This window comes from Acidovorax sp. CF316 (genome assembly GCF_000276605.1).
Lineage (GTDB): Bacteria > Pseudomonadota > Gammaproteobacteria > Burkholderiales > Burkholderiaceae_C > Acidovorax.
On record NZ_AKJX01000156.1, the window covers coordinates 13,325 to 27,763 of the forward strand.

Annotated in this window: 15 protein-coding genes; 12 read left to right on the plus strand and 3 right to left on the minus strand. The window is 68.9% G+C overall.

All coding sequences use genetic code 11. The features are described from left to right. The first annotated feature begins 180 nt into the window (after positions 1 to 180). On the plus strand, positions 181 to 1,413 hold the full coding sequence (gene tyrS / locus PMI14_RS19150) for a tyrosine--tRNA ligase (protein WP_007856962.1): 1,233 nt from the start codon (positions 181 to 183) through the stop codon (positions 1,411 to 1,413). Positions 1,414 to 1,468: 55 nt separating this feature from the next. Here the strand turns inward: tyrS and PMI14_RS19155 are convergent, their stop codons facing one another. Beyond that, positions 1,469 to 2,365 carry a LysR substrate-binding domain-containing protein gene (locus tag PMI14_RS19155; protein WP_007856963.1) on the minus strand — a complete coding sequence of 299 codons (897 nt, stop codon included), beginning with the start codon at positions 2,363 to 2,365 and terminating at the stop codon, positions 1,469 to 1,471. 157 nt (positions 2,366 to 2,522) lie between these two features. On the opposite strand from PMI14_RS19155, the gene PMI14_RS19160 reads away from it, so the two are divergent. From PMI14_RS19160 to PMI14_RS19185, 6 genes are read left to right on the plus strand one after another with little or no spacing between them, the layout of a single operon-like run. Then, positions 2,523 to 3,602: a porin gene (locus PMI14_RS19160; RefSeq protein ID WP_007856964.1), complete on the plus strand. Its 1,080-nt coding sequence runs from the start codon at positions 2,523 to 2,525 to the stop codon at positions 3,600 to 3,602. A gap of 23 nt (positions 3,603 to 3,625) precedes the next feature. Continuing rightward, entirely contained in the window at positions 3,626 to 4,594 is a 969-nt protein-coding gene (locus PMI14_RS19165) for a tripartite tricarboxylate transporter substrate binding protein (RefSeq protein ID WP_007856965.1), read from the plus strand. A 20-nt stretch (positions 4,595 to 4,614) separates the two neighbouring features. After that, a complete protein-coding gene (locus tag PMI14_RS19170; RefSeq protein ID WP_007856966.1) occupies positions 4,615 to 5,433 on the plus strand; it encodes an HpcH/HpaI aldolase/citrate lyase family protein in 819 nt (272 codons plus the stop codon). A gap of 6 nt (positions 5,434 to 5,439) precedes the next feature. After that, complete coding sequence (locus PMI14_RS19175; RefSeq protein ID WP_007856967.1) at positions 5,440 to 6,324, plus strand: amidohydrolase; 885 nt, start codon at positions 5,440 to 5,442, stop codon at positions 6,322 to 6,324. Beyond that, the gene (locus PMI14_RS19180; RefSeq protein ID WP_007856968.1) at positions 6,321 to 7,442 is read left to right on the plus strand and encodes an EPTP domain containing protein; all 1,122 of its coding nucleotides are present in this window, start codon (positions 6,321 to 6,323) and stop codon (positions 7,440 to 7,442) included. The genes PMI14_RS19175 and PMI14_RS19180 overlap by 4 nt, the downstream gene beginning before the upstream one ends. Positions 7,443 to 7,457: 15 nt before the next feature. Further along, positions 7,458 to 8,606, plus strand: coding sequence for a DUF5624 domain-containing protein (locus PMI14_RS19185; protein ID WP_007856969.1), 1,149 nt, complete (start codon positions 7,458 to 7,460; stop codon positions 8,604 to 8,606). Between the two features lie 95 nt (positions 8,607 to 8,701). Here the strand turns inward: PMI14_RS19185 and PMI14_RS19190 are convergent, their stop codons facing one another. Next, entirely contained in the window at positions 8,702 to 9,697 is a 996-nt protein-coding gene (locus PMI14_RS19190; protein ID WP_007856970.1) for a LysR substrate-binding domain-containing protein, read from the minus strand. Between the two features lie 129 nt (positions 9,698 to 9,826). Between PMI14_RS19190 and PMI14_RS19195 the strand changes: the two genes are divergently transcribed. Together PMI14_RS19195 and PMI14_RS19200 are read left to right on the plus strand one after the other, a co-directional pair. Further along, entirely contained in the window at positions 9,827 to 10,360 is a 534-nt protein-coding gene (locus PMI14_RS19195; protein WP_007856972.1) for a DUF2917 domain-containing protein, read from the plus strand. A gap of 139 nt (positions 10,361 to 10,499) precedes the next feature. Then, the gene (locus PMI14_RS19200; protein WP_007856974.1) at positions 10,500 to 10,892 is read left to right on the plus strand and encodes a DUF2917 domain-containing protein; all 393 of its coding nucleotides are present in this window, start codon (positions 10,500 to 10,502) and stop codon (positions 10,890 to 10,892) included. 97 nt (positions 10,893 to 10,989) lie between these two features. Here PMI14_RS19200 and PMI14_RS19205 read toward each other — a convergent pair whose 3' ends face one another. After that, positions 10,990 to 11,388 (minus strand): BLUF domain-containing protein, encoded by a 399-nt coding sequence (locus PMI14_RS19205; RefSeq protein WP_007856976.1) that lies wholly within the window; start codon positions 11,386 to 11,388, stop codon positions 10,990 to 10,992. Between the two features lie 171 nt (positions 11,389 to 11,559). Here PMI14_RS19205 and PMI14_RS19210 point away from each other — a divergent pair, with 171 nt between their 5' ends. From PMI14_RS19210 to PMI14_RS19220, 3 genes are all read left to right on the plus strand, one after another. Beyond that, a complete protein-coding gene (locus PMI14_RS19210; RefSeq protein ID WP_007856977.1) occupies positions 11,560 to 12,318 on the plus strand; it encodes a Crp/Fnr family transcriptional regulator in 759 nt (252 codons plus the stop codon). A gap of 117 nt (positions 12,319 to 12,435) precedes the next feature. Continuing rightward, the gene (gene glmU, locus PMI14_RS19215; RefSeq protein WP_007856978.1) at positions 12,436 to 13,860 is read left to right on the plus strand and encodes a bifunctional UDP-N-acetylglucosamine diphosphorylase/glucosamine-1-phosphate N-acetyltransferase GlmU; all 1,425 of its coding nucleotides are present in this window, start codon (positions 12,436 to 12,438) and stop codon (positions 13,858 to 13,860) included. 21 nt (positions 13,861 to 13,881) lie between these two features. Then, positions 13,882 to 14,439: histidine kinase dimerization/phospho-acceptor domain-containing protein (locus PMI14_RS19220; RefSeq protein ID WP_007856979.1), on the plus strand; the 558-nt coding region annotated here is incomplete at its 3' end.

Sequence of the window (14,439 nt, forward strand, 5' to 3'; positions counted from 1 at the left end):
GTGGTCTCCTGGCACTTCCCCGGTGTGAATACGGGGCAAGGCAAGGCGCACAGACTGTCTGTTTGCAGCGATTCGACAGAGCCCAGGGCGGGTCGAAACAGCGGGCCCATTAGAATCCGCCTCTGCAATGTGGGCTGGAGTATAGCGGTGCGCGCTGTATAGACATCCCAAAAAACCCTTATGAATCAATCTGCTGTTACAACGAACCCGGTTTCCGATGGTGTAGGACGGGCGCTTGAAATCTCGCTGCGCGGCGTGCAGGAGCTGCTTCCCCAGGACGAATGGGTCAAGAAGCTGGCGCGCTCGGAGGCCACGGGCAAGCCTTTGCGCATCAAGCTGGGCCTGGACCCCACGGCCCCAGACATCCACATCGGCCACACCGTGGTGCTCAACAAGATGCGGCAATTGCAAGATCTGGGCCACCAGGTGATCTTCCTGATCGGGGACTTCACCAGCCTGATCGGTGACCCCTCGGGCCGCAACAGCACGCGCCCGCCGCTCACGCCCGAACAGATCAAGGCCAATGCCGAGACCTACTACCGCCAGGCCAGCCTGGTGCTGGACCCGGCCCGCACCGAGATCCGCTACAACAGCGAGTGGAGCGAGCCCCTGGGTGCCAGCGGCATGATCCAGCTGGCCGCCAGGTACACGGTGGCGCGCATGATGGAGCGCGACGACTTCCACAAGCGCTTCACCACCGGCCAGTCCATTGCGGTGCACGAGTTCCTGTACCCGCTGATGCAGGGCTACGACTCCGTGGCCTTGAAGAGCGACCTGGAACTCGGTGGCACGGACCAGAAGTTCAACCTGCTCATGGGCCGCCACCTGCAGCAGGAATACGGCCAGGAGCCACAGTGTGTGCTCACCATGCCGCTGCTGGTGGGCCTGGACGGCGTGGACAAGATGTCCAAGTCCAAGAACAACTACATCGGCATCTCCGAAGAGCCCAACACCATGTTCGCCAAGGTGCTGTCGATCTCGGACACGCTGATGTGGGACTGGTTCACGCTGCTGTCCTTCCAGTCGCTGGAGCAGATCGCCGCCCTCAAGGCCGAGGTGGCGGGCGGGCGCAACCCCAAGGACGCCAAGGTCATGCTGGCCAAGGAGATCACCACGCGCTTTCACAGCGCGGCCGCGGCCGAGGCGGCAGAGCAGGACTTCCACAACCGCAGCAAGGGCGGCGTGCCTGACGAGATCCCGGATGTCAGCCTGTCCGGCGCCCCACTCGGTATCGGCGCGCTGCTCAAGGGCGCCAATCTGGCCCCGTCCAGCAGCGAAGCCGGCCGCCTGATCGATGGCGGCGGCGTGCGTGTGGATGGCAGCGTGGTCAGCGACAAGGGCCTCAAGCTCGAAGCGGGCACTTACGTGGTGCAGGTCGGCAAGCGCAAGTTCGCACGCGTGACCCTGGGCTGAACGTTCCTGCCTTGTCCTGCCAACGCCCTGCCGGCCCGCGCTGTCGGGGCGTTTTTCATGGTGCGCTGGCCACGGTGCGCAGCGTGGCCAGCATGGCCAGGGTGTGCGGGTCGGTTTCTGCCGTGCGGTAGGCCAGGTACAGGGTCGACGCGGCGTCCGGTTCCAGGATCGGTTTGTAGACCACCCCTTCAAGGCCGATGCAGCGCGTGTCCTGCGGCACGATGGCGATGCCCAGGCCAGCAGCGACCAGGCCGATCATGAAAGCCGGTTCGCGCGCCTCGCGCACCACCCGGGGGCGAAAGCCGGCCTGGGCGCACAGCTGCATCACCGGCCAGTACAGGCCGATGCCGGCATCGCGCGGGTAGGTGATCAGTGCCTCGCGCTGGAGGTCGGCCATGCGCACCGCCTCCTGGCGGGCGAGTGCATGCCCCTCGGGAACCGCGGCCACCAGCGGCGCCCGGTACCACTGCTCCAGATGCACGCCCTCGGGCGGCCGCATGTCGGGCTTGCGCAGGATGCCCACGTCCAGCACGCGCTCGTACAGCGCGCCCAGTTGCGCCACGGAGGCCATTTCCTGCAGGTCGATCTCCACGTGCGCATGGCCCTGGCCAAAACCGCGCAGCGCGCGCGGCAGGCGCTCGGTGAACATGGCCGAGGCCGTGACCCCGAGCGCGATGCGCCCGAAGATGCCGGCCGATGCACTGCGCGCCGCCTCCGTGGCCTCCTGGGCGGCCGCCAGGATGGCACGGGCGCGCACCAAAAACTCCTTGCCTGCCTGGGTCAGGAACACGCGCCGCGTGTCGCGCACGAAGAGCTCGGCGCCGATCTCCTCTTCCAGCGCGCGGATCTGCGTGCTCAGCGGCGGCTGGGCGATGTGCAGCCGAAGGGCCGCGCGGGTGAAGTTGAGCTCTTCGGCCACGGCCACGAAGTAGCGCAGATGGCGCATTTCCATATAGGGGCTCCTATGGGTCAGGGTTGTCAGGGGTTATTTATACTTTTTTGGTACTGATTTTGATCCAAAAACAGTATTTCCAGATATCGATGAGGGTCCCTAGCATCCGTCCTGTCGCCGCCCGAAACGGTGCGATCCATACCAACAGGAGACAAGCTTGAACCCCCACCAGCCATCTGCCCGGCCTGCCCGCGCGTTCCCCACCCCCGCTTCGCGCGCCGCCTGGGCGCTGGCTGCCGGCATCGCGGCCGCTGCGCTCGGCACGTCAGCCCATGCACAAAGCGGCGTGGCCATCTTCGGCACGCTCGACCTCAACATCACCCATGCCAAGGCCGGTGGCGCCTCGGCCACCACCATGTCCTCGGGTGGCAATCTGGTGCCCAGCCGGCTGGGCTTTCGGGGCACCGAGGACCTGGGGGGCGGCCTGGCCGCGAGCTTCTGGCTCGAAGCCCAGTTGCTGCCCGACTCCGGCGCACTCGAGGGCTCGGCCCTCTTCCACCGCCGCTCCACCGTGAGCCTGTCCAGCGCCTCCTGGGGCGAGGTGCGCCTGGGGCGCGACTATGCGCCCACATTCTGGAACGTCTCACAGTTCGCGCCGTTCGGCACGGTGGGCGTCGGCGGCTCGGCCAACCTCATCGAAGGCTGGCCTTTCGGGACCGGCGGGGCCCGCACCTTTGTGCGCTCGGCCAACTCGCTGGGCTACCTGCTGCCGCGCAACCTGGGCGGCGTCTATGGCCAGGCCATGGTGGCGGCGGCCGAAGGGGCCGATGGCGCGCGCTATACCGGTGCCCGGTTGGGCTACGCCGCCGGCCCGGTGGACGTGGCGGTCGCCTACGGCGAGACTCCGGCCAAGGGGCAGACCAGCAAGGTGGCCAACATCGGCGGCGCGTACAACTTCGGCGTGGCCAAACTCATGGGCTACTGGCTGGACCAGCGCGCCACAGGCAGCAAGCATTCCAACTGGCTGCTGGGTGCCACCGTGCCGGTGGGCGAGGTCGGCACGGTGCGCCTGTCGGTGGCCGAGGCCAAGGCGCGCGGCACCGCGTTGTCTGGTGATAGTGCGCGCCAGATCGCCGTGGGCTATGTGCATGCGCTGAGCAAGCGCACGGCGCTGTATGGGGCGTACTCGCGCATCACCAACCGGGGCAATGCCGCGTTTGCGACCGGCGAGTCCCCTGACGGCGCACCGGGCATGAATGCCTCGGGCCTGCAGTTCGGCATCTCGCACAACTTCTGACTGTGGTATCGGAGTTTCAAACCATGCACAAGCTCAACCTCCTCCTGGGCGCCCTCGCCGTTACCGTCCTGGCCTGCACGGCCCACGCCCAGTCCACCCCGGGCTGGCCCAACGGGCCGGTGCGCCTGGTCACGCCCACACCGGTGGGCGTGGGCGCCGACGCCTTTGCCCGGCTCTATGCCGACCGCCTGTCCAAGCTGCTCTCGGCCCCCGTGGTGGTCGAGAACCGGCCCGGGGCATCGAGCACGCTGGCCACCGATGCGGTGGCCAAGTCCCCGGCCAATGGCCAGGTCTTCCTGTTCTCCACCAGCCTGCCCATCACCACGGTGCCGCACCTGATGGCCAAGCTGCCCTACCACCCCGAAAAGGACCTGGTTCCCGTGGCGGCGCTGTTTCGCGGCGGCTCCTTCATCGTGGCCAGCCAGTCGTTTGCCGGCAAGTCGCTCAAGGACCTGGTGTCCATCGCCAAGGCCAAGCCCGGCAGCATCAACTACGCCACCTACGGGCCCGCGAGCACGGCCAACCTGGGCATGGAGCTGCTGCAGGACGCAGCGGGCATCGACATGGTGCAGATCGCCTACAAGCAAAGCGCCATGCCCGACCTGATGGGGGGACAGCTCGATGTGGGCTGGGAGCCGGCCTCCTCGGCGCTGCCCAATATCCGCTCGGGCAAGTTGCGTGCCCTGGCCTATACCGGTGACAAGCGCAGCCCCACGCTGCCCGATGTGCCCACCTTGTCCGAGCTGTACCCCGGCCTGGAGCTGTTCACCACCATCGCCGTCTGGGCGCCCGCCGGCACACCGGCGCCGGTGCTGGAGCGCATGCGCAAGGCGCTTGAAGCCGCGTCCAAGGATCCGCAGGTCGCCAGCGCCCTGCAGGAGACGGGCAACGAGGTACTCAGCATCACACCCGCCCAGATGCAGGCCAACCTGGTGCGCGAGTCGCAGTCCATGGAGCGCCTGATCAAGGCCAAGAAGATCGCCATCAACTGACCCACCGAAGCCACGCATCCATGTCCGACCCACTCCCATCCTCTTTGTCGCCCGCCTCCGGGGCCCCCTGGCTGATCGACCGGCTCACGCGGGGCCAGCCGGTGGCCGCCTTGGGTGTGCGCGGTGCCCGCACGCCCGAGATCGCCCGCCTGGCCAAGGCCAGCGGCCATGAGGTCATCTGGGTGGACCTGGAGCACAGCACCATGGCCATCGACGTGGCCGGACAGATCTGCGCCTGCGCGCTGGACATCGGCCTCATGCCGCTGGTGCGTGTGCCCGAGCGCGAGTACGGCGTGATCGGGCGCCTGCTCGATGCGGGCGCCCTGGGGATCATCGCGCCCCGGGTCGAGACTGCCGCGCAGGCGGCCGACATCGTGGCCGCCTGCCGCTTTCCGCCGCAGGGCCACCGCTCGGCCATCGGCACGCTGCCCCTGGTGCAGTACCGCCGCATGGCGCCCGAGGCCCTGTACCGCGTGGCCGACCAGGCCACGCTGGTCAAGGTGCTGGTCGAAAGCCCGCTGGGCATCCGCAACCTGGCCGAGATCGCGGCCGTGCCCGGGGTGGACCTGGTGGCCATTGGCACCAACGACCTGAGCGCAGAGCTGGGCGTGCCCGGCGACTTCCGCCACCCCACGGTGCGTGCCGCGCATGAATCGGCGCTGGCCGCCTGCCAGGCGGCGGGCAAGCCCCTGGCCATTGGCGGCATCGGCGACGCCGCCTACAGCGCCGAGCTGGTGCGCCTGGGTGCGGCGCCGCTGCTCATGACGGCCATCGATACCGACCTTCTCCTGGCTGCCGCGCAAGCCCGCGTGGCGCAGGCCCTTGCAACCCTGACCTGAACTCCCATGGCTTCCGAGATCCTTGTTCCCACCCCCACGCGCAGCGCAGACACCCTGTCGCGCCCCGCTTTCCCCATGCCGGCCGGCGCCTGCGACAGCCATGTGCATGTCTTCGGCCCGGTGGACCGCTACCCCCATGTGGCCCAGCCGCACTACACCCTGCCCGACGGCCCAGCACCGCTGCTCGACCGCATGACCCGCGGCCTGGGCCTGGATCGCTTTGCCATCGTGCAGCCCAGCTTCTACGGCACCGACAACTCCTGCATGCTCGACGCCCTGGATGAACTGGGCGGGCGGGCGCGCGGCGTGGCCATGGTCGAGGATGGGGTGGACGACGCCACGCTCGATGCCATGCACCGGCGCGGTGTGCGCGCGCTGCGGCTGGACCTGTTCCTGCGCGCGCAGTGGCCCATTGCGCGCATCGTCGACTACATCCAGCGCAGCGCCGAGCGCATCCGCCCCTGGGGCTGGCACCTGCAGTTCTACACGCCTGGCACCGTGGTGCGCGACCTGGTCCCGGCGATGCCCGACATCGCCTCGGACTTCGTGATCGACCACATGGGCTACATGCTGGAAAGCGATGGCCTGACGCGCACCGACTTCGACCGCCTGATTGCCGCCGTGGCCGGCGGCCGGGGCTGGATGAAACTCTCGGGCCCTTACCGCATCGCCAAGGACGGCAACTACGCACGCCTGCTGCCCTATGCCCAGGCCATTGCCGAAGCGCTGCCGGAGCGCACCATCTGGGGCAGCGACTGGCCGCACATTCCCAACGGCCAGATGGACACCGGCGCCCTGCTGAACCTGCTGGGCGAGTGGGTGCCCGATGCGTCCCGCCGCAACCGCATCCTCTGCGACAACCCGGCACGCCTGTACGATTTCCAGCCATGACGATGCACCCTCCGTCTGCCACCATGGCGCTGCGCGAAATCCAGCGCCTGCCCACCAGCGCCGCACGCGCCGTCGAGCCCTTCGCCATCGATGGCGTGCAGTACCTGGCCATCGCCCAACTGTCCGTGGACATCCCGGGCACTGCGCCCGGCATGGGTGCGGGCGACAGCGATGTCGAGACCATCGTCTACCGCTGGGACGGCGCCGCCTTCACCGAGTTCCAGCGCCTGCCCGTGCCCGGCGGCGAGGACGCCGAGTTCTTCACGCTGGACGGCCGCCACTTTCTGGCCACGGCCAGCCTGCGCAGCGGCCGCGGGCCCTACGACATGTCGCCGCCTTCGGTGGTCTACGAATTCGTGCAGGGGCGCTTCACGCCCTTCCAGCGGATCGCGGGCACGGCGGCCAAGCAATGGCATTTCTTCCGTGTGCAGGGCCGCTCGTTCCTGGCACTGGCCCAGGGCGCGGCCGGCCATGGGGTGGCGGTGGACGCATCGGCGCAGTCGTGCATCTTCGAATGGAATGGTGAAACCTTCGTGCCGTTCCAGGCCGTCGAGTCCGCCTGGGGCTACAACTGGCTCGCGTTCGAGGTGCAGGGCCGTACGCTGCTGGCCTATGCCGACCATGTCGCGCCCTCGCGCCTGCTGGTGTGGAACGGCACGGCGTTCGAGACCCTGCAGGTGCTCGACGGCACCAGCGGCCGCGCCTTCTGCCACTTCCATGCGTCGGGCACCGACTGGCTGGTGTTCGCCAACCTGCTGGGCGAGACCTGGCTGCTGCGCTGGGATGGCGCACAGTTCTCCGCCCACCAGCGCCTGAGCGGCCCGGGCGGGCGCGAATTCACCTGGCTGCCTGCCGGCGAAGGGGCGGGCGGCCACCTGGTGCAGGTCAACTTCATCCACGGCTCGCGCGAGGCGCCCATCCCCGAGCTGCAATCGGTCATCTACCGCTGGCACGGCGATGGGCTGGAGGCGGTGCATGCCTTCGGCACCTCGGGCGGCACCGATGCGGCCGCCTTCACGGTGGGCGGCGTACCCTGCCTGGCCGTCGCCAACAGCCTGAGCGGGTCGCTGCATTTCCGCACCGACAGCCGTATCTACCAAATCCTGGCGGGTTCATAGCCCGCGACACACACCATGTACCAACCCCAAGCCGATTTCGCGGGCCTGTTCCATGCCTTCACCGGCGGGCCGGGCGCCATCGGGCCCGAGCTCACGGCCCTGATGCTGGAGCAGCAGGCCGGCAACCCGCTGCTGGTGTCCACCGCCTCGGACATCGCACTGTTCCCGGGCCGGGGCGCCGCGCCGCGCATGGAAAGCTTTCGCAAGTCCACGCGTGGCTTCATCGAGCTCACGGCCATCTCGCACCTGCCCCTGGCCATCGCCTATGTGGCGCGCCGGCGCGAGCTCGCGCCCGATGACGTCGCCGGCTGGCGCACCCCGCTGCAGGGCCTGCTGCCGCACATCGCGCGCGTGCGCGGCGCCAATGTCGCCGAGATGTGGCGCCAGCACGTGAACCTGCCGGCCTTTGCGGGCCAGGAGGCGAAGATCGCCGCCCTGGTGGCCTACACGCTCGATGCCACCGAGGCTTATGTCGAGCGTGCGCTGGTGGATGCGTCACTGCTCGACTTCGACGCCCTGGCGGCGCAGTACTTCGACCCGCCAGCCGGCGTGCTGCCGGTGTCCATGAACGCCACCATGTTCGCCACCTTCTGCCTGGCCTATGTGGACATCGCCTTTCGCATCGGCGCCTGGCTGCATGGCAGCGGCATCGACTGGGCGCGCGCCATGGTGCTGGTCAGCGGCCAGTCGGGCCGGCCCACGGCGGGGGTGACGTGGTCGTCGAACAGCATGTGCAACCTGGTCTGGCGCGTGAGCGATGGCCGGATGCCGGCCGACCGCCTGTACGTCGCACCGCATGCGCCCGGCTTCTCTGTCGACCAGTTCCAGGACCAGGCCGCGCTGGCCGGCCTGGAGCAGACCTACCGCCGGCTGTGGATGCACACGCGCACCAGCGTGGAGGTGTCGCGCCAGATGTTCGCGCACCACCCGGCCTATGTGTTCTCGCCCGATGCGCAGCGCGACATGCCGCCCATCCATGGCCTCGATGACCAGGCTGCCTGCGTGGCGCGCCTGCGCCGCATCATGGAAGACCCGCAGCAACTGCTGGTGAACTGCGTGGCCGACTATGTGGTGGACGAACTGCAGCGCAATGGCAACCGGCCCGGCGAGGTGCCGATTCCGGGCTTCACCAACGTCGATTACGAGGGGCTCGTTCGAGGCTAACGATTTCCGGCATGCCTTGCCCTGCCTGCCGCCCTGCCTGGTGATGGCGGCCGGCGGGGCAGGGCGCGCCGGAGACTGGCAAGCTGTTGGCGGTCTCAGTCGAAGTCGTCGACGGTATCCGGGTCGGGCACATCGCCCACGGCCTCGCGCGTGGCCTTGGCCTGGATCTCCAGCCAGGCGCAGAAGGCCTTGATCTCCGGGCGGTGGGCGCTGCGCGGCCCCACCAGCAGCCAGTAGGCCAGCGGCGAATCCAGCCGGTGGTTGGGCAGCAGCTCCACCAGGTCGCCCGCGGCCAGTGCGTCGGCAATCAGCGGCATGCGGGCCAGCGCCAGGCCCTGGCCGCTCAGGGCCGCCTGCACGATCTGGTGTGCGTAGTTGAAATACAGCCAGCGCTGCGGCTGCAGCTTGGGGTGGCCCTGGTTCTCGAACCAGCGCTGCCAGCTCAGGTATTCCAGGTGCGTGCTGCGGTGGGCGTCGCCGGCCTCGATCAGCGTGAACTGGGCCACATCGGCGGGGGTGCGCACGGGTGGGCTGCTCTTGATGAGCCAGGGGCTGGCCACGATGGCCAACTGCTCGCCGCACAGGCGCACCGCGCCGGGCGGGGTGGTGGAGGGCAGGCTGTAGCGCAGCGCCAGGTCCACGTCCGAGGTTTCCAGGTCCACCGGCACGTCGGTGGCGTCGATGCGGATGTCGATGCCCGGGTTGTCGCGCTGGAACTCTTCCATGCGCGGTATCAGCCACATCGATGCAAAGCTGGCCCAGGTGCTGATGGCCACGCTCTTGCGCCCGGCCGTCTGGCGCACCAGGCGCACCGAGGCGTCCATGCGTTCGAGCGCTGGCGCCACCGAGCGCTGCAGCTGGGCACCGGCGCTGGTCAGCTCCACCGCACGCGTGTGGCGCAGGAACAGGGGCACGCCCACCTCGTCCTCCAGGGACTGGATCTGGCGGCTCACGGCCGACTGGGTCAGGGCCAGCTCATCGGCGGCGGCACGGAAGTTCAGGTGCCGGGCCACGGCCAGGAAGGCCCGCCAGTGGCCAACGGCCACGGGGCGGGTGCGCGAGAGGGCAGGGGTGGGGTCGGCGTTCTGCATGCTCTGATTTGAAAATTTATTCATGCGCTGTAAGCATCAATAGCGTACCGCGTTTTCATTGGACCGAAGGCCGCTACGAGCAGATCATCCAGGCTCTACAACGTTTTTTCAAACACCAAGGAGCCCACCATGCTGTCCCGTACCGTTCTGGAATCGCAACAATCCGCCATCGCTTCCGCGGCCGGCCGCGTGTTGGCCGGAAGCTGGAAGCTGGACGCGGGCCGTGCCATCACGCTGAACCCGCGTGAGCGCAGTGTGCTTGAAATCTCGCAGGGCCGGGTATGGCTTTCGGTGGGTGCCAGGCCCGGCCAGCCCGAGCAAGCCACCGAGGACGTCGTGCTGCACCAGGGGCAGACCCTGGTCATCGAACCGGGTCAGCAGGTGGTGATGGAGTCCTGGTTCCTGCGTGGCGGGGCGCCCAGCGCAGTGGCCTTCTGCTGGGACATTGCACCCGTCGCCTCCCTGGAGGCCGATCCGGCGCTGGACTGGGAGCTGGGCGTGGCGCAGCCGCTGCGCGACCTGGTCTGCGCACTCGGCCAGGGCGGTCGTGCCGTGGTCGCCGCGGTGGCCAAGACCCTGGGCGCCAGCGGTCGACTGGCCGCCGGCCTGGCCCGGTTTGCTCTGCATCGGATAGCACCCCAGCGAGTGCGCATGCACGCTTGAGCGCGATTTGGCCGTCACCGGTATCCGGCCGTTTTTGGATTGATGCCGAACTTGAATCAATCAGGCCCTTGCAATTCATTGGACGCGCATCAAGCACAAGCGCACCATAGAGGTCTACAGGGTTTACCAGGAGAAAGCCATGACTGCATCGAATGTTCTGCAATTGCAACCATCCAGCGCCTTCCGCCGCGTTGCGGCCAAGGACATCTGCACGCTCAAGCCCGGCGAGGCCGCCAGCCTCAAGCCGCGCAAGGCCATGGCACTGCGCGTCGCCGAAGGCCAGGCCTGGGTGACCCTGGACGACGGCCCGCACGGCTCCAGCAGCGAATCCGCCGGCGACGTCTTCCTGCAGGCTGGCCAGACCCTGTGGGTCGCAGCGGGCCAGCATGCGGTGGTGGAGACGCTGGGCAACCAGCGCCTGCAGTACCGCTGGACGGGCCTGGCCGAGCGCTCGGCACCGGCCTGGTGGAAGCGCGCCGCGCTGGGTGTGACCTCGGTGCCCTCGGTGGACGGAACGCCCTGCTGCGCCTGATGTGCGACCACGCGGTGGCCGGCGCTGGCTGGCTCCGCATGGCGCTCCCCAACGAGACGGCCGCCTGGACCATTCCGGCGGCCGTTGTCTTTTGGTGTTAGCGATGCAGCTCAGCGCGCAGCACCTCGAAGGCAGCCATCGCGGCCTCGCCATCGAGCTGTTCGAGCCGCACGAGCACCTCGGTGTCGTCCACCGACGTGAAGGCCAGGCTGAACCCGCGAAATCGCCGCTCGGCGAGCAGGCCATGGTGCAGCACCTCCACCCCCGTGTGGCGCGGGTCGTTGCGGATGCGCTCGGTGAGCTTGAGCACTTGCTTCTGCGTGCCCTCCAGTTGTTGGCAAAAGCGCATGCCATCGAAGACCAGCAGGCCGGTGATGCCCAGGCTGGCGTTCTTCACGCGGGCATGGCCGGCGATCTCGGCGACGACACTGGCGGGCTGGTCGGGTGCCAGGGTACTCACGTACAAGGCTTCATACAGGCTGTGGGCAGGGGTCATAGGTGCGGCGCAATGTAGGACGGCGCTGACAGCGGCGCAATGTCAAAAGACATAGCAGGACTGCGTGCACGAAAAAGGCCGTGGCGACCCATGGCGCGGGTCCAACACCGCAAAAAAATGCCCACCGGTGGGTGCCTCGGACGGTGGCCGGCTCCCTAGAATGGCGCCACGATGAACGCCACCCTGCCGCCCCAAGCGTGCCCGCCGCGCTGCCATGAATGCCGACTGCGCAGGACCGGTGCCTTCACGCCCGTGGAGCCCCAGGTGCTGGACTTCATCGAGGGCTTTCGCTCCGCCACCCAACCGGTGCCGGCCGGCGGCGCCCTGGTGCACGAGGGCCAGGTCAACTCCCGCCTGTTCACGCTCTACTCGGGCTGGGCGTTTCGCTACAAGACACTGAGCGACGGGCGGCGCCAGATCCTGAACTTCCTGTTGCCGGGGGACCTGGTGGGCCTGCAGCAGGAGTTCGGCGACCTGTCGGCGCATGGCGTCGAGGCGCTCACGGACTGCACGCTGTGCGTCTTCCAGAACGACAGCCTGTGGGCCGTGTTTGCCGAGCATCCGCGGTTGGGCTACGACGTCACCTGGCTGGCGGCCCACGAGGAGGGCCACGTGGACGATCACCTGTTGACCGCCGGGCGGCGCAACGCCACCGAGCGCGTGGCCATGCTGCTCATGCACCTGTACCGCCGGCTCGACCGCCTGGGCCTGGTGGATGCCGATGGCAGCGTGGCCTTCCCGCTCAACCAGCAGCACATCGCCGATGCCCTGGGCCTGTCGCTGGTGCACACCAACAAGACCCTGCGCCGCCTGGCGCTGCTGGGCCTGCACGATCTCAGGAACGGCCGGCTGCGGCTGCTCAATACCCGCGCGCTCGAACGCATTGCCGAGTACTACGACACGCCGCCGCGCCTGCTGCCGCTGCTGTAGGCAGGCGCCTGGCCAGCGGCGTGGCCGCTGCGCAGCCGATAATCGCCGTTCCGTGCCCGTGCGCCACCTGGCGTGCCGTCCTGCACACTGGCCTGGGCACCCCCATTTCGCATTTCCATGACGCAACTCGACATCCTCATCATGGCGGCCGGCAAGGGCACGCGCATGAAAAGCCGCCTCCCCAAGGTGCTCCAACGCCTGGGCGGGCGCCCCCTGTTGCACCACGTGCTGGACCAGGCGGCCCATCTGCAGGCGCGCAGCGCCACGGTGATCACCGGCCATGGCGCGGCCGAGGTGGAGGCCGCCACGCGCAGCGCGCCCGCTGGCGGTGTGGAACTCGCTTTCGTGCGGCAGGAGCCGCAGCTGGGCACCGGCCATGCCGTGCAGCAGGCGGTGCCCCACCTGCGCGACGACGGCACGGTGGTGGTGCTCTCGGGCGATGTGCCGCTGACCCAGGCCGACACCTTGCGCGCGCTGGTGGCCGCCGGCGGCGGCGAAAAACTGGCACTGCTCACCGTCACCTTGCCTGACCCCACGGGCTATGGCCGCATCGTGCGCAACGGCTCCGACGCCGTGCAGGGCATCGTCGAGCACAAGGATGCGAGCGAGGCGCAGCGCGCCATCACCGAGGTTTACAGCGGCATCATGGCCGTGCCGGCCCGACTGCTGGCGCCCTGGCTGGCGCGCCTGACCAACGACAACGCCCAGGGCGAGTACTACCTGACCGACATCGTCGCCATGGCCGTGGCCGATGGCGTGCCCGTGGTGGCCCACCGCATCACCGATGCCCTGCAGGTGGCGGGCGTGAACAGCCCGCTGCAACTGGCCGAGCTCGAGCGCGCCCACCAGCAGCGCCAGGCCCGTGCGCTGCTGGAGCAGGGCGTGCGCCTGGCCGACCCGGCCCGCTTCGACCTGCGCGACGACGTGCGCACGGGCGTGCGCGGCGAGCTGGTGTGCGGGCAGGACGTGGAGATCGACGCCAACTGCCTCTTCACCGGCCGCGTGGAGCTGGGCGAGGGCGTGCAGATCGGTGCCAACTGCTGCATCGCCAACGCGCGCATCGCTGCCGGTGCGGTGGTGCACCCCTACACCCATATCGACGGCGAGAAGCTCGGTGCCAGCGTGGGCGAGGGCGCGCTGATCGGCCCGTTCGCGCGCCTGCGCCCCGGTGCGCAACTGGGCCGCGAAGTGCACATCGGCAACTTCGTGGAGGTGAAAAACTCCACCCTGGCCGATGGTGCCAAGGCCAACCACCTGGCCTACCTGGGCGACGCCACGGTGGGCGAGCGTGTGAACTACGGTGCCGGCGCCATCACCGCCAACTACGACGGCGCCAACAAGCACCGCACGGTGATCGAGGCCGACGTGCACATCGGCAGCAACTGTGTGCTGGTGGCGCCCGTCACCATCGGTGCCGGCGCCACAGTGGGCGGCGGCTCCACCATCTCCAAGGATGTGCCGGCAGGTTCGCTGGGCGTGGCTCGCGGCAAACAGGTGGCCATTGCCAATTGGCAGCGTCCCACGAAGCAGCCCAAGGCATGAGGTGAACAGGAGGCCCGTGGCATGAGCGAGGACGACACCCCCGAGGCCGTGGAGGCCCTGCGCGCCGAGCTGGCGCGCAGCCGCCAGCAGCTGGCCGACATGGCCGCTGCGCAGGAGGAGTTCCTGCGCGCCGTCTCGCACGACCTGCGCGCGCCGCTGCGCCATGTGACCTCGTACGGCACGCTGGTGCGCGAGGTGCTGGGCGACCTGCCGGCCGATGTGGTGCAGGCGCCCGAGCTGCAGGAGGCGCTGGGCTTCCTGGCCACCATGGACCAGTCGGCCCGGCGCATGGGGCTCATGATCGACGGCCTGCTGGCCATCACGCGGACCACGCGCGCGCCGCTGCGCTGCGAAACCGTGGCACTGGCCGATGCCGTGGCCCAGGCGCGCACCGACCTGGCCGCGGCCGAGGCCGGGCGCGAGGTGCAATGGCACCTGGCACCCGACCTGCCCGCGCTCGATGCCGACCCTGGCCTGTTGCGCGAGCTGCTGGTGCAGGTGCTGGGCAATGCACTCAAGTTCACACGCGGCCAGGCGGTGGCGCACATCCACATCGGCGCCGAGCCGCTGGCGGGCGGG